Source organism: Polaribacter sp. MED152 (assembly GCF_000152945.2).
Taxonomy (GTDB): Bacteria; Bacteroidota; Bacteroidia; order Flavobacteriales; family Flavobacteriaceae; genus Polaribacter.
In genome coordinates this window covers 1,099,029-1,115,147 of sequence record NC_020830.1, presented here as the reverse complement: position 1 = coordinate 1,115,147, position 16,119 = coordinate 1,099,029, and the positions used below count along the sequence as shown (strand labels likewise).

15 protein-coding genes are annotated in these 16,119 nt (G+C 29.8%); 6 read left to right on the top strand and 9 right to left on the bottom strand.

What is annotated here, in order from left to right:
* Positions 1 to 23: 23 nt before the first annotated feature.
* Genes MED152_RS04985 through MED152_RS04960 form a run of 6 tightly spaced genes read left to right on the top strand, consistent with a single transcriptional unit; the run spans position 24 to position 8,032 of the window.
* Positions 24 to 2,456 carry a YfhO family protein gene (locus MED152_RS04985; RefSeq protein ID WP_015480768.1) on the top strand — a complete coding sequence of 811 codons (2,433 nt, stop codon included), beginning with the start codon at positions 24 to 26 and terminating at the stop codon, positions 2,454 to 2,456.
* Positions 2,446 to 2,964 carry a methyltransferase gene (locus MED152_RS04980; protein ID WP_015480767.1) on the top strand — a complete coding sequence of 173 codons (519 nt, stop codon included), beginning with the start codon at positions 2,446 to 2,448 and terminating at the stop codon, positions 2,962 to 2,964. Before MED152_RS04985 ends, MED152_RS04980 begins: the two co-directional genes overlap by 11 nt.
* On the top strand, positions 2,965 to 4,056 hold the full coding sequence (gene wecB / locus MED152_RS04975; RefSeq protein WP_015480766.1) for a non-hydrolyzing UDP-N-acetylglucosamine 2-epimerase: 1,092 nt from the start codon (positions 2,965 to 2,967) through the stop codon (positions 4,054 to 4,056). It abuts the gene before it with no gap.
* A gap of 1 nt (position 4,057) precedes the next feature.
* On the top strand, positions 4,058 to 5,269 hold the full coding sequence (locus MED152_RS04970) for a glycosyltransferase (RefSeq protein WP_083903256.1): 1,212 nt from the start codon (positions 4,058 to 4,060) through the stop codon (positions 5,267 to 5,269).
* Between the two features lie 6 nt (positions 5,270 to 5,275).
* Positions 5,276 to 6,535 (top strand): glycosyltransferase family 4 protein, encoded by a 1,260-nt coding sequence (locus tag MED152_RS04965; protein WP_015480764.1) that lies wholly within the window; start codon positions 5,276 to 5,278, stop codon positions 6,533 to 6,535.
* Positions 6,536 to 8,032, top strand: coding sequence for a lipopolysaccharide biosynthesis protein (locus tag MED152_RS04960; RefSeq protein ID WP_015480763.1), 1,497 nt, complete (start codon positions 6,536 to 6,538; stop codon positions 8,030 to 8,032). It abuts the gene before it with no gap.
* Here MED152_RS04960 and MED152_RS04955 read toward each other — a convergent pair.
* The 9 genes from MED152_RS04955 to MED152_RS04915 all read right to left on the bottom strand — a co-directional run bounded on the left by MED152_RS04955 (position 8,013) and on the right by MED152_RS04915 (position 16,067).
* Positions 8,013 to 8,318, bottom strand: coding sequence for a DUF6122 family protein (locus MED152_RS04955; RefSeq protein ID WP_015480762.1), 306 nt, complete (start codon positions 8,316 to 8,318; stop codon positions 8,013 to 8,015). The genes MED152_RS04960 and MED152_RS04955 overlap by 20 nt on opposite strands.
* A gap of 121 nt (positions 8,319 to 8,439) precedes the next feature.
* Complete coding sequence (locus MED152_RS04950; protein WP_015480761.1) at positions 8,440 to 9,015, bottom strand: Crp/Fnr family transcriptional regulator; 576 nt, start codon at positions 9,013 to 9,015, stop codon at positions 8,440 to 8,442.
* Positions 9,016 to 9,059: 44 nt separating this feature from the next.
* Complete coding sequence (locus MED152_RS04945; protein ID WP_015480760.1) at positions 9,060 to 9,656, bottom strand: WbqC family protein; 597 nt, start codon at positions 9,654 to 9,656, stop codon at positions 9,060 to 9,062.
* A gap of 33 nt (positions 9,657 to 9,689) precedes the next feature.
* Positions 9,690 to 11,393, bottom strand: coding sequence for a signal peptidase I (gene lepB / locus MED152_RS04940; RefSeq protein ID WP_015480759.1), 1,704 nt, complete (start codon positions 11,391 to 11,393; stop codon positions 9,690 to 9,692).
* Between the two features lie 80 nt (positions 11,394 to 11,473).
* A complete protein-coding gene (dapB, locus tag MED152_RS04935) occupies positions 11,474 to 12,175 on the bottom strand; it encodes a 4-hydroxy-tetrahydrodipicolinate reductase (RefSeq protein WP_015480758.1) in 702 nt (233 codons plus the stop codon).
* A complete protein-coding gene (locus tag MED152_RS04930) occupies positions 12,176 to 12,727 on the bottom strand; it encodes a DUF5683 domain-containing protein (RefSeq protein WP_238559159.1) in 552 nt (183 codons plus the stop codon).
* Between the two features lie 48 nt (positions 12,728 to 12,775).
* Entirely contained in the window at positions 12,776 to 13,660 is an 885-nt protein-coding gene (locus MED152_RS04925) for a ParB/RepB/Spo0J family partition protein (protein ID WP_015480756.1), read from the bottom strand.
* 1 nt (position 13,661) lies between these two features.
* Positions 13,662 to 14,426 (bottom strand): ParA family protein, encoded by a 765-nt coding sequence (locus MED152_RS04920; RefSeq protein ID WP_015480755.1) that lies wholly within the window; start codon positions 14,424 to 14,426, stop codon positions 13,662 to 13,664.
* Positions 14,427 to 14,603: 177 nt separating this feature from the next.
* Positions 14,604 to 16,067 carry an aminoacyl-histidine dipeptidase gene (locus MED152_RS04915; protein ID WP_015480754.1) on the bottom strand — a complete coding sequence of 488 codons (1,464 nt, stop codon included), beginning with the start codon at positions 16,065 to 16,067 and terminating at the stop codon, positions 14,604 to 14,606.
* Between the last annotated feature and the right edge of the window lie 52 nt (positions 16,068 to 16,119).

The window sequence follows — 16,119 nt, the reverse complement described above, 5'->3', positions numbered from 1 at the left end:
ACACATCACATTAAATTTTAAGCTTGAAACCAAAAAAGATTTTACCATACGTTATTGCAATTGTATTATTCATAGTTGCTTCTCTATTATATTTTCATCCTGTTTTAAAAGGACAAAAATTATCGCAATCAGATATTACTCAGTTTACAGGTATGGCTAAGGAGATTGTAGATTATAGAGCAGAAAATGATTCTGAACCTTATTGGACAGGAGCTTCTTTTAGTGGAATGCCTGCTTATCAAATTAGTGCCTATTATCCATATGATTTTGTAAGATCGTTAGATAAACTTTTACGTTTTTTACCAAGACCAGCAGATTATACATTTTTGTATTTTTTGAGCTTTTTTATTCTAATGCTGGCTCTAAAGGTAAAATGGAGATTGGCAATTCTAGGAGCATTAGCCTTTGGCTTTTCAACGTATTTGATAATCATTTTTATTCCTGGTCATAATTCTAAAGCTCATGCAATTGCATATATGCCATTAATATTAGCAGGTGTTTTACTTGTTTTTAGGCGAAAATTTGTGCTAGGTTTTATTGTTACTGGTTTAGCTATGGCTTTAGAAATTTTTGCAAACCATATACAAATGACCTATTATTTAGGATTCTGTTTGCTAATTCTGGGAATTGTAGAATTAATTCATGCCATTAAAGAAGATAAATTATCAACGTTTATTAAACAGGCTGCAGTTATTATAGCTGCTGTTATTTTAGGTATTGGTGCAAATGCTCCAAGACTTATGGCAATGAAAGAGTATACCGATTATAGTACAAGAGGAAAATCTGAATTAACAATAAATGCAGACGGTTCTAAAAAAGTAGAAAAACAAGGTTTAGATAAAAACTATATTACACAATACAGCTATGCAAAATTAGAAACTTTCAATTTGTTTATTCCAAGATATATGGGTGGAGGAACAGTAGAAGAGTTGGGAAACGATTCTAATTTTTATCAATTAATTGAAAAAACAGCTGGTAAAAAAGTTGCTAATGACTATTCAAAATCAGTATTAACTTATTGGGGAGATCAACCTATAATAGAAGCTCCAGCTTACATAGGCGCAGTTATTTTCTTTTTGTTTTTCCTAGGAATTTTCTTGGTAAAGGGTAAGCTAAAACAATGGTTAATTGCAGCTACAGTATTTTCTATTTTATTAAGTTGGGGTAGAAATTTTGAAATTTTAACTAATATTTTTATTGATTATGTTCCCCTATATAACAAATTTAGGGCAGTGTCATCCATACAAATAATAGCAGAGTTATGTGTGCCAATTTTAGGAGTTTTAGCATTAAAACAGTTCTTTTCAAAAGAAGTTTCCAATAAAGAAAAAAAGAAAGCTTTAGAGAATGCATTCTTCACATTTGCAGGTTTAATTGTCTTTGGTTATTTGTTGGCTCAGAGTTTTTCAACTTTTGAAGGATTAAGAGATTCTAATTATAATGAGTTGCCAGGTTTAATTGATGCGGTCATCGCAGATAGAAAATCTATGTTGTTGGTAGATTCTATTAGATCGATCATATTTGTAATATTAACAGCGGGTATTTTAAGGTTTACTTTGAAAGATAAATTGAAAAAACAGTATGCAATAATTGCATTAGTTGTATTTATTTTGGTTGATTTACTTTCTGTAGACAAACGATATGTAAATGAATCTGATTTTAAGTCTTCTAGAAAGGTAGAAAAGCCATTTATAGCTACAAATGCAGATAAACAGATACTAAAAGATACATCTCATTATAGGGTGGCAAACTTTACTATAGACCCAATGCAAGATGGTTCAACCTCTTATTTTCATCAATCAATTGGAGGGTATCATGCAGCAAAAATGGGTAGGTATAAAGAATTGTTCGATTACCAAATAGCAAAGAATAATATGCGTGTTTTAAATATGTTAAACACTAAATATTTTATTGTTGCCAATCAAAATAATCAACCACAAGCTCAATTAAATCAAGACGCTTTTGGTAATGCTTGGTTTGTAAATAACGTAGTTCTTGTAGATTCTGCAGATAAAGAAATGAATGCTTTAGATACTTTAAATACAAAAACTGCTGCAGTTATAGATCGAAGTAAATTAGAGGAAAGTAATTCGTTTAACTTTGAAAAAGATTCAACAGCTAATATTTCTTTAGAAAGTTATGATGTTACAAAGCTGACTTACAATTCAAAAACACAAAAAGAACAGTTTGCAGTTTTTTCTGAAATTTATTATAAAGATGGCTGGAATGCTTATGTTGATGGAGAATTAACACCACATTACAGAGTAAATTACGTTTTAAGAGGAATGATAATTCCTGCAGGTGAGCATCAAATTGTATTTAAGTTCGAACCTAAAGTAATTCAAAAAGGAAGCTTGGTTTCTTTAATTTCTTATGGATTGTTAATTGCAATTACGATTGGTTGGTTATTTTATGATGATCGTAAAAAGAAAAAAACGACTTTAAATGTACAGTAAATTACCAACTAAAAGATATCAGCATACACTAGAATTTCTTCAAAAAGTTTTACCAGCACCAGCTACAATTTTAGATTTAGGAATACGAAATCCTTTTTCTGAAATTATGGAACAAAATGGTTATACTGTGATAAATACTAATGGTGAAGATCTAGATTTATTACCAGAAATTGTAAAAGAGCATAAGGTAGATGCTGTAACTGCTTTTGAAATTTTTGAGCATTTATTGGCTCCTTTTAATGTATTGAGAGCTATAGAAGCTACTACTTTAATAGCAACAATACCATTAGATTTATGGTTTGCCAAAGCATATAGAAGTAAAACGGATATGTGGGATAGGCATTATCACGAATTTGAAGATTGGCAATTTGATTGGTTGTTAGAAAAATCAGGGTGGTCGATTCAAGAAAAAGAAAAATGGACAAGTCCAATAAGTAAAATAGGATTTAGGCCAATTTTAAGGAAATTTACTCCAAGATATTATGCAGTTCATGCAATAAGAAATTAGATGACGAAAAAAATATTGATTGTAGTTGGTACTAGACCCAACTTTGTAAAAATTACACAGTTTAAAAAAGTAGCAAAGAATTTTCCAGATTTAGAAGTGAAAATTGCGCACACAGGTCAGCATTATGATGAAAAAATGTCTGCTGTCTTTTTAAAGCAATTTAATATTGAAATTGATTATTTTTTAGGAGTTTCAGCTACATCTGCCAATAGCTTAATTGGTGAAATTATTATTGCATTAGAAAAGGTGATTCAATCTTATGAGCCAAATATTTTACTATGTGTGGGTGATGTAAATTCTACTTTAGCTGCAGCAATATCAGCCAATAAATTAGGAGTTAAATTAGGTCATTTAGAAAGTGGTTTACGAAGCTTAGATAGGCAAATGCCAGAAGAAGTAAACCGAATTTTGACTGATGAAATTTCAGATATTTGTTTTGTTACCGAAAAAAGCGGAATAGAAAATCTTAAACAAATTGGTAAAGCTGAAAATCAAATTGCCTTTGTAGGAAATACAATGATAGATACTTTGGTTCATTTTAATAATGAAATTGAAGCATCTTCAATATTAGAAGAAATAGCGTTGAAAAAAGGTAAGTATATTTTAGTTACCATGCATAGGCCAAGAAATGTAGATACAAAAGAAGCTTTATTAAAAATTATAGATTTATTTAAAAACATTACTAGTAAGCATTTGGTGGTTTTTTCCATGCACCCTAGAACTAAGAATAGCTTTGAAAAGTTCAATTTGATAAATGAATTAGAAAGTATCAATCAATTAAAAATAATTGAACCTCAAAATTATTTTGCTTTTCAAAAATTAATTAAATATTCATTTTGTGTAATTACAGATAGTGGAGGTATTCAAGAGGAAACAACATACCTTAAAATACCTTGCATTACTTTAAGAGAAAATACAGAAAGACCATCTACTTTAGAGGAAGGTACCAATGTTTTATTGTCTTTTAATACTCAAAAAATTGCAGAGACTATTTTAGCTATTACTAATGGTACTTTTAAAAATGGCGAGGTTCCAAAATTTTGGGATGGTAATGCTACAAAACGTGTTTTAGAAACCATACAGAATTTATAAAATGAAGTATATCTGCATGATTGTTGATGGTGCTTATCCTAATGATATTAGAGTAAGAAAAGAGGCAGAATCTTTAGCTGAAAATGGTAAAAATGTATTGGTTGTTTGTCCTAGAAAAAAGGATGATGTGCAATCTGAAATTATAAATGATGTAACTATTTTTAGAATTGGAACTAATTATACCAATTCAAAAAAAGGCATTTATGATATTATTGAAAGTGTAACCAATATCAATCCACTTTTTTATAAAGGATTAAAATTGGCTTTTCAGAAATATCAGATAGCGTATTTACATGTGCATGATTTACCCTTGGCAGGTACAGGTTTTATGTTTAAGAATCACGTAAAGCGTATTTATTTAGATTTACATGAAAATTACCCAGAAGCTTTAAAAACTTGGTTTTTGTGGAAACAAAGTAAACTAATCCAGTTCAAAAATAGGCTATTCATGAACCCTAAATTATGGTCTAAGAAAGAAGAAAAGTACTGTAAAAAATATGATAAAGTTATTTGTGTGGTTGAAGAAATGAAAACCAAATTAATTGCAAATTTCGGAATTGATGAACGCAAATTAGTGGTGGTTTCTAATCATGAGAAAAAAGAATTTGCTGATAATTTTAAGCATGCTGTAGCTCAAAACATTATTACTGATAAAGAGTTTTCTATAACTTATGTTGGTGGATTTGGGCCTCATAGGGGTTTGCAAACAGCCATAGAAGCAATGCCAAACATTCTTAAAAATATTCCTGAAGCGAAGCTGTTTTTAATTGGAAAAGGTAGTGTAGATGTAGAGCATACTTTAAAGCAATTGGTTGTAGAACACAATCTTCAGAATTCGGTTGTTTTTGTTGGATACAGGCCTTTTGATGAAGTTTCAACCATTATGCAAAAAACCAACATCAACATTATTCCTCATTTAGCAAACGAACATACAGATAATACAATTCCACATAAATTATTTCAAATTATGATGAGTAAAAGCTTACTTTTAGTAAGTTCTTGCAAACCCTTGCAAAGAATCGTAAATAAATACGATGCAGGTATTGTTTTTAAAGCAAATGATACCAATGATTTTGCTAAAAAAGTTGTGGATATTTATCAGAATTATAGTACATATCAATTAAAAACAGAAAATGCATTTAATGCAGTAATGCAAAAAAATGAAAATTGGGAAGCAGAAAGTATTAAATTATTAAGTTTATACATAGATTAAATTTTATTGAAAGTATTAATTATAACATATTATTGGCCTCCTGCAGGTGGTTCTGGCGTTCAACGTTGGTTAAAATTTGTAAAGTATTTACAAAATTTTGACATTGAACCTATAATTTATACAGTAGAAAACGCGAATTATCCAAAAGCAGATGCTTCTTTAGAAAAACAAATCCCTAAAAATATTACCATTCTAAAACAGCCAATTTGGGAACCTACTGATGTTTTGTTTTGGAAAAATAAGCAACAACAAAAAAAGGATATTTCCAATAGTACTAATAATGGGTTGTTAGCATTTATAAGAGGGAATTTTTTTATTCCAGATCCTAAAATATTTTGGGTAAAATCTTCTGTTAAGTATTTAAATAAATACCTAAAGAACCATAAAGTTGATGCAATAATTTCTACAGGTCCTCCTCACAGCATGCACCTTATTGCTAAACAACTGCAAAAGTTACACAAACTAAAATGGATTGCAGATTTTAGAGATCCTTGGACAAATTTATATTACAATAAAGAATTTAATCAACTTTCCTTTGCCAAAAAGAAACATTTAAAATTAGAAAAAAGGGTTTTACAAAATGCAGATTGTGTAATTACAGTTAGTAATTCTTTAAAAAAGGAATTTGAAGTTAATTCAAAAAGAGTAGAAGTAATTACAAATGGTTTTGATGATGAAGTTCTGCAGAGTACTGAGGTTATCTTAGATTCCAAATTTTCTATTTCTTATATTGGTTTGCTACCTAAGCAGAGTAATCCTAAAATATTATTTGAAGTATTAAAAGAAATTAGTTTAGAAAAAGCGAATTTTAAGAATGATTTAGAATTGAATTTCATTGGTGATATTTCTAATGAAGTTTTAAAAGAAATAGAGCGAAATCAGTTAAAAGAGAATGCAAATTTTATTGGTTACGTATCTCATGAAAAGGCAATTCAATATCAAAAAAAATCACAAGTTTTATTATTATTGATTCCGAATGTAGAAAATGCAAATGGTATTTTAACAGGAAAACTTTTTGAATATTTAACTGCAAAAAGACCTATTTTAGCACTTGGGCCAAAAAATGGTGATCTGTCTGTAATTTTAGAAAATACAAAGGCTGGTGAGGTTTTTAATTATGAAGATAAACTGGCATTGAAGAATAAAATTTTAGCACTTTATTATGATTATTTAAAGGATGATTTAAAAGTAGCTTCTAAAAATATTGATCAATTTCATAGAAAACAGCTCACAGAGCAACTAGCAACAATTATAAAATCTCTTTAAATGGGAATTGTATTAAAGCAATCTTTTAAAAACACCTTATTTATTTACCTTGGCTTCGTCTTTGGTGGAATAAATACCTTGTTTTTATACACTCGTTTTTTAGAAGATGAATACTATGGGTTAGTTACTTTCTTGCTCTCATCATCTAACTTATTAATGCCTTTGATTGCATTAGGTATACATCATACCATCGTTAAATTTTTCTCGAGTTATTACACAAAAGTTGAAAAGGATAAGTTTTTATCTGCAATTTTATTTTTACCATTATTGGTGGCTTTACCTATGGGTTTTTTAGGTAATGCGTTTTATGAACAGATTAGCAATTACTTGTCAGAAGAAAATCCAATTATAAAAAATTATACGTTCGTAATCTATCTTATTGCTTTTACTTGTGCTTATTTCGAAGTTTTTTATGCTTGGGCTAAAGTGCAATTTCAGTCTGTATTTGGTAACATTTTAAAAGAATTATGGAATAGGGTAGTGGTAATGATTTTGCTTTTTGCTGTTTATTTTGAGTTCATCTCTAAAGCTGAATTCATTTATTACTTAACAGCTGCTTACTTTCTAAGAATGTTTGTTATGATGTTTTATGCATTTCGTTTGTACTTTCCAAAGTTCACATTTTCAAGACCAGAGAATTTTAATGAAATCATGCGTTATTCTATTTATATTATTCTTGCAGGTAGTGCAGGTGCTATCATTTTAGATATCGATAAATTTATGATTCCAGGTAAAGAGTCTTTAGAAAAAGCTGCCTATTATTCTGTTGCTGTTTTTATAGGTTCGTTTATAGAAGCACCAAGTAGAGCTATGTTAAATATTTTACAGCCTTTAACATCAAAGACTTTGAATGAAGAAAATCATGCTGAGGTTGCTTCACTTTACAAGAAAAGCTCTATAAATTTACTTTTAATAAGTGGTTTCTTTTTTGTAATAATCAATACAAATGTTCAGCAATTATTTAATTTATTACCTCAAGAATATGCAGGTGGTGTATTAGTTGTATTTATGATTTCTTTACTTAAAATGTATAATGGATTTTTAGGTAATAATGGTGCTATTATTAATAATTCGAAGTACTACAAAGTAACTTTACCTTTTAGTGTAGGAATGGCCTTATCTGTTTACTTTTTAAATAAATTATTTTATTATGATTTAGAGATGGGTACAGATGGTTTAGCTTTAGCAACATTAATTGTAATTTTTACAGCAAATACAGGTAAGATATTGTTTGTGAAAAGTAAATTTTCTATGACTCCATTTACCAATAAATCTTTCATTATGATTTTAATTATTGCAATGATGTATTTGGTATTCAATTTTTGGGATTTTAATGTGCCTGTTGTTGAATTATTTGGTTTTCCCATTCATCCAATAATCAATATTGCCCTAAAAAGTCTTTTAATAACTCTAATTTACTTTTTTATAATTATTAAATTCAATATCTCTAATGATATTACAAGATTGTACAATCGTTTTACAAATAGCAATCAATAAGATCTGTAAGCATATGGAATAGCAAAGCTATTGCCAATATTCTTGTTTTTTTAAAAAATAGGCCTACAAAATAAATAGCCATTGCATAATAAGTATGCAAAGGATGGAAATTGATGCTACATCTGTTTTCTGCAAAGATTGGGCTTGCTAACAAATGATCTAAATCTACTAGCATAGAAGCAAGAAAAATAAAATAAACAGTTTTCCATTTCTCTTTAAAGAAGATATAGGCTATAGCCAAAGGAAATAAGAAATGTAAAGAGTAATGAATTATAAATTTTACCATAAAAAAAAGGTTTATTAAAAATAAACCTTTTTTCAAAAATAATATTGGGGGACATTAATTATTATCTATCTCAAATTTAACAAATAATATCCCAGTTTATCTAAACATATGTTAAGAACCGCTATTTAGAGTATATTTCCTTTCTAATTCTGCTTAATTGCACAGGCGTAATATTTAGGTAAGATGCAATTTGATATTGAGGTATAAGGTTTTCTATATTAGGAATTTCTTTTTTCATATCTAAATATCTCTCTGTAGCATTAAGTACAGCTAAATCATAAATTTTAGATTCTAGCTGTAGATATAAATTTTTTAAGACTTTATTATACAAGTTTGTTAAATGGATATCATCTTTTGCAAAATCCTCAAATTTTTGAAAATCAAACTTATATACTTCACATTCAGTTAAGCAGTCGTAAGTTAAATTACATGGTGTTTTCTCTATTAAAGAGCGCAAACACCCAGTTGTAGAGCCTGGAGTAAATATTGTTCTAATGTATTTTTTGCTACTTTGATCTGAGTAAAAAGAGCTAACTAATCCTTTTTTTAATAGGTAAAAATTTTTGGTAAACTTATTTACTTCTGCAAGTAAATACCCTTTTTCATAAGTTTCAATAGAGGCAATACTTATTAATTTTTCTAAACTCTCTTCTGGTATTGGGTGAATTCTAAGAAAAGCATTTTTAAGATATTCCATACTATTTTAAGCTTTCTTAAAGGTAATAAAAAAATGAATAGCAATTACAAATAACTAATTGCGTTCGGGCCTTCCATAAAAATTAGGTCTAATATTGATAAGTTTGGCAGAAACCCATGCTTGTCATCAAACATTTGTATGTAGGGCTCAATCGTTTTTTTAGGTTGATGTTTTCTATCGGCAAGAACCCTAAAATCCCTAGTAACACTTTCTGTTTGATATGAATTAGTCTTCTTAAAAGTTTGATCTAATTGCAATGTATCTTTCACAAACAAAAAGGTGTCTATATTCACATCTTGTAAATATTTATATTTTTTATAGAAAATAGGTGCAATATCATCTTCTAGAAAATCAAAAAAAGGTGATGTTCTATAAGCAGATTTTAATGATTTGAAATGATGGTCTTGCCAAGGAAAATCATTTTCTACAAGAGTATCTTTGGTTTTTTTACGACCTTCTTTGTTGATGTGTTTTACTGGTATGCTTAATAATTGTTTACCATTAGAATTGTAGATATAACATCTGTTTCTATAGCTTTGCTTCTGAAAATTATCCTCCATTTCAAATACTATTTCATTCGATTTAATTATTTCTGAATATTGAGAAATAGGTGAGAAATAGGTAGGAATGAATAACGACATTGGTCAGTAAGTGTTAAAAGGGTTATAGTAATTTTACTTTTCAGTCTTTTTCTTTTTTCCTTTATAAAAACTATAACCTATGTATAATGCAATTAAAGCAAAGACAATGTATCTGTAAGAAACAGGCTCTCCATCTCCATGCACAGTGGTAAACATTCTGTCCCATCTAATAGACTTTAATTTTGCAGCGAAAGAAGGTGCATCTGCATCCCAACTAAACCAAATCATTACTGGTTTTCCTAAAACATGATCAAAAGGTACATAGCCCCAATAACGAGCATCTAAAGAGTTGTGTCTGTTATCTCCTATTAAGTAGTAATAATCTTGTTTAAAAGTGTAGCTAGTAGCTTTTTCTCCATTAATAAAAATATCTTCTCCATTAATAGCTAAATCATTCGATTCGTAATTCTTAATAATCTGCTCATAAAAAGGAATTGTTTCTGAATTTAGTGCTACAGTAGCTCCTTTTTTAGGGATGTATATTGGACCAAAATTATCTTGACTCCAACCTAATTCTTCAACATGAGGAAATATTGCTTTATCTGCACCATGATTTACCTTTTTTATAGATACTGTTAATGAATAGTTTTTAAGCCTTTCTACTTCTTCAGCTGTCATATTAATGTTGATTTTATTCTCGACATTAATCATTTTTAAGCGCTGTGCAAATTGCGGATTTATACCTCCTGCAACTTCTGTGTATAAAGAATCTTCTCCAATTTTAGATAAACTTCCGTTTTCTTTTATGGCTTTCTGAACTTTGTCATTGTTCCAATATTCAGATAAAATTTTATAAACACCTGTTCTTTCTTTATCTAATAAAAACTTTGGAAACGTACTTTGACTAATAGGCTCTTTACTTTCGAAAGTATAGTAAAATTGAAGTTTTGCTCTATAAGGCAGGTCGTTCTTTTTACCATTAATGTAAATATAACCATCTCTCATTTCTAAGGAATCACCAGCTATACCTACAGAACGTTTTACGTAATTTGTCTTTTTATCAAAAGGTTTGTAAGTGAATTTACCTGAAGTATCACCCCACATTGTAGCTAATGAATCTGCAGGCCAATTGAAACAAACAATATCATTATTCTTAATTTTTTGTAAACCTGGTAATCTTGTGTATGGTAATTGAGGTTTATTTAAATAAGATTTTGTACCTGTAAATGGCAGAGAATCATGAACCATAGGTGCAGCAATAACTGTAGATGGTACTCTTGCCCCATAATGAAATTTGCTAACAAATAAATAATCTCCTACCAATAATGATTTCTCTAAAGAAGAAGTTGGTATAGTAAAAGGCTGCATAAAATAAGTATGCACTAAAGTAGCTGCAATAATGGCAAATGTTATAGAGCTTATCCATTCTCCTAATTCAGATCTTGGTTTTAAACTTCTTTCTGCATTGTAATTAGCTTCTGCAGCATAGTTGATGTAATAAATGTAAAAACCTAATGTAACTATAACCAGCAGAGAATCTAATTTCTTGTAAAAACCAAAAGTTCTTATAGTTTCAATCCAAATTACAGGGAACATTAATAAGTTTACAATAGGTATAAATAATAAAATTACCCACCATTTTGGGCGATTAATAATTTGCATTAATACTACAGCATTGTAAACAGGTACTGCTGCTTCCCAAGCCTTTCTACCAGCTTTTACATACAATTTCCAAGTTCCTAAAAAATGAATTAATTGTACAGCTAAGAAAAATAGAAACCATTGTGTAAATGTCATAACGTATATTTTATTTCTTTAAAAAAGAAAGGACTATTAATGTTTTATAGGGCGCAAAATAATAAAAAAAGTTACAGTATTTAAGAGATGTTTAACACATCTTTCATTGTAAATACTCCGTTTTTACCAAGAAGCCATTCTGCAGCAACTACAGCACCTAGAGCAAAACCTTTTCTATTGTGAGCAGTATGTTTTATCTCAATACTATCAACATCGGAATTATACCAAACTGAGTGTGTGCCAGGAACTTCTGGAATTCTTTTGGCAACTATTGGAATATTATTTTCTGATGATGCTTTATCTAAGTCCCAGTTTTCTTTAGAGGTGTTTTCTATAATACCTTCTGCCAAAGTAATTGCGGTTCCACTTGGTGCATCTAGCTTTTTGGTGTGATGAATTTCTTCCATAGCAATAGAGTAATTTTCTATGTTACTCATCATTTTAGCAAGTTGCTTATTTAATTCAAAGAAGATATTTACACCAACACTAAAATTAGAAGCATATATAAAAGCACCATTATTTTCCTTACAAATTGTAAGAGCTTCATCATATTTATCTAACCAACCTGTTGTGCCAGAAACCACAGGAACTCCACTTTTAAAACAATTTGTAATATTTTCAAAGGCAGAAGTTGGTACACTAAAATCAATAGCAACATCAGCTTCAGTAATATCTATTTCTGTATCTGCTTCTTTACGAATTACTATTTCATGTCCTCTAGAAATTGCAATTTTCTCAATTTCTTTACCCATTCTTCCATAGCCTAATAGTGCAATCTTCATTTAAAAGTTATATTTAATAGTTAAACCAACTGTGGGTGCATCAAAAGAAATTGGATCTTGAATCAAGGTTGGTTTAAAAGTTAGATTATCATCCGTGTTAAATTGCATTAAATGTGCATTAACGCTTGCTTCTACAATTTGTAATATGTAAATAACGATACCTGATAATAAAGAGAAATCTCTATTTTCACTAAGTTGTTCTTGTGCTGTTTCTAAAGTTTCTGTAGATACTGTTTCTACGCCATCTATAGTAAACTCGTCTGTTAAACCATTTTGCCTTAATCTGTATGCAGTTCTAAATCTTCTATAATCTCTATTATTAATTTGATAATAGTACACAGGTATAGCCATGGCTCCCCAAACAATGGGGGCTTTCCAGTATTTCTTGTTATAAATTTGACCTAAACCAGGAAAAATAGCAGAATAAAAAGCTGCTTTAGAGGGTGCTAAAGGATCGTACATGCCTTGAGAAGTATTAATGTTACCTTTAATTTTTAAATCTTGAATTTTTGTTACATCTGTAATTGAATCTTTCTGTGAATACAAACTCACAGAAAAAAATACAATAGCAAAAAAAAGTATCGATTTTTTGAGAAACACTTACTCTAGTAATTTTTTAATTCTATTAAAATCTTCTTCCGAATGAAAGGGAATTGTAATTTTTCCTTTACCATTAGAACCTACACTAATATCAATCTTATGACCAAAAAAGTCATTAAACGTTTGTTTATTATTCTTCACAAAAGCAGGTATAGTCTTCTTTTTAGGTTTGGTAACTTTACCTGTTTTTAAACTTTTAACGAGTTCTTCTGTTTGTCTAACAGATAACTTTTCTCTTAGAATTTTTTCATAAATGGCTAATTGATCTTCTGTATTATCTACATTAATCATTGCACGTCCATGACCCATTGATATAAAACCATCTCTCATACCCGTTTGTAAAATTGGGTCTAATTTTAATAGTCTTAAATAATTAGTTACTGTAGAACGTTTTTTACCAACTCTTGTGCTCAACTCTTCTTGTGTCAATTGAATTTCATCAATTAATCTTTGATAAGAAAGTGCTACTTCAATAGGATCTAAGTTCTTACGCTGAATATTTTCTACCAATGCCATTTCTAGCATTTCTTGGTCGTTTGCAATTCTAATGTAAGCAGGTACTGTTTTGTTACCTATTAATTTTGAGGCTCTAAATCTTCGTTCTCCAGAAACTAGTTGAAATTTATTGCCTTCTAACTTTCTTACTGTAATTGGTTGTATTACACCCAGCTCTTTAATTGAACTTGCAAGTTCTCTTAAGGCTTCTTCATCAAAATAAGTTCTTGGTTGATATGGGTTTACTTCAATAGCACTTAATTCTATTTCAATAATATTACCCACTAATTTATCTGCATTTTTGTCTGATGCAGAATTTATATTAGGGCTTTCTTGTAACAAAGCAGATAATCCTCTTCCTAAAGCCTGTTTCTTGGTTGCTTTTGCCATGTTATGAATTCTTTTTTAATAATTCTTGTGCTAAATTTAAGTAATTTACTGCACCTTTACTAGTTGCATCATAGGCAATGATACTTTCACCATAACTTGGTGCTTCTCCTAAACGTGTATTTCTTCTAATAATTGTATTGAAAACCATACTAGAAAAATGTTTTCTAACTTCATCTACAACTTGGTTAGATAAACGTAAACGCGAATCGAACATGGTTAAAAGTAGACCTTCTATATCTAAATCTGCATTGTGTATTTTTTGAACACTTTTAATAGTATTCAGTAATTTACCCAAACCTTCTAATGCAAAGTATTCACATTGAATAGGTATAATAACAGAATCTGCAGCTACTAATGAATTCAAAGTGATTAAGCCCAAAGAGGGTGCACAATCAATTATGATATAATCATACTCATTTTTAAGTGCTTCAATAGACTTTTTAAGCATGTATTCTCTCTCTTGCTTGTCTACCAATTCAATTTCTATAGCTACTAAATCTATATGAGCAGGAATAATATCTACGTTAGGAGAACTTGTACTTACAATAGCGTCTTTTGCAGAAATTGTATGTTCTAAAACTTGATACGTTCCATACTCAACAGCTTCTACATCTATACCTAAACCAGAAGATGCATTTGCCTGAGGGTCAGCATCTATCAGTAAAACTTTTTTTTCTAAAACACCTAAAGAAGCTGCTAAGTTTACGCTTGTAGTAGTTTTACCTACACCTCCTTTTTGATTTGCAATAGCTATAATTTTTCCCATGAAAAGTGGTTATGACTGAAGAGTAAAATTACATTTTTTTCTGTTTAAATTAAATGAAAGATGTTAACAAAACTATAAAAGACTAGTTCTTTGTGAATTAGTTCATTAAACCTCTTTTTCTAAAGTTTTTAAACAATTTATCATCTAAACCTAATTTTAGCACAAGACTATTTTAAATTAGCCTTTTTTAGGTATGTTTTTTAAAACTTCAATTAACAATTTCCAAAACTTTTGTGTTGATGAAATTTGTGCTCTTTCATCTGGAGAATGAGCTCCTTTTATATTTGGTCCAAATGAAATCATTTCCATTTCTGGGTAATTTTTACCTAAAATTCCGCATTCTAAACCTGCATGACAGGCAGCTACGTTTGGTTGTTCATTAAATAGTTTTTTATATGTACTCTCAACCACTTTTAAAATTGATGATTTCATGTTTGGTAACCAACCAGGATATGAACCTGAAAAATCTACTGTAAAACCTGCAAGTTCAAAGGCAGATCTTATAGCGTTGGCTAAGTCCCATTTATTACTTTCTGAAGAGGATCTTGTTAGGCATAAAATTTTAATTTCGCCATTCTCTACTGTAATTTTAGCGACATTATTAGAAGTTTCCACTAATCCTTCAACATCAGGACTCATTCTATATACTCCGTTTAAAGTAGCGTAAGTTGCTTTAACCAAGTTGCTTTGAGAAAGAACATCCATAATATTCTCTGGCATTTCAGTTTCTAAAATATCGATGCTCAAGCTTTCTTCTAACGATGCATACTCATTTTTAATTTTAGCAATCAATTCTTTGCTTTCCTCTAAAAATGATTTTTCTGATGCCTTGTCAATTACTATAGTTGCAAAACTTTCTCTAGGAATTGCATTACGTAAGCTACCCCCATTTAATTTAGCAATTCGTAATCCATATTTTTCATACCCATCAAAAAATAATCGATTCATTATTTTATTGGCATTACCTAAGCCTTTAATAATATCCATGCCTGAATGACCACCATTTAAGCCAGTTACTTCAATTTTAAATGCTTTAGTATTTTCTGGTATTGGCTCTAAAGTATAATTACCAGTTGCTGTAACATCTACACCACCTGCACAACCAATACCAATTTCATCATCTTCTTCAGTATCTAAATTCAATAAAATTTCACCTTTTAAAACATTGGCCTCTAAACCCATTGCACCTGTCATCCCAGTTTCTTCATCAATAGTAAAAAGCGCTTCAATTGCAGGGTGTGCAATATCAGTAGATGATAAGACAGCCATAATTGCTGCAACTCCTAAACCATTATCTGCACCTAAAGTGGTTCCTTGAGCTTTTACCCAATCACCATCAACAAACATTTTAATACCTTCTTTTTCAAAGTCAAAATTAGTGTCTGCATTTTTTTGATGTACCATGTCTACATGACCTTGCATTACAATAGCTTTTCTATCTTCCATGCCAGAAGTAGCTGGTTTTTTAATAATAATATTACCAACTTTATCTACGGAGGTTTCAAGTTGTAAACTTTTACCAAAATCTACCATAAACTGTATTACTCGTTCCTCTTTTTTAGAAGGTCTTGGTACTGCATTTAAATCTGCAAAGTGATTCCATACTATTTCTGGTGCTATATTTCTGATATCTTGGTTCATAAAGATGTTTCTATTTTTAGACCTCAAAAATACGCTTTTTACGGGCCAAAAA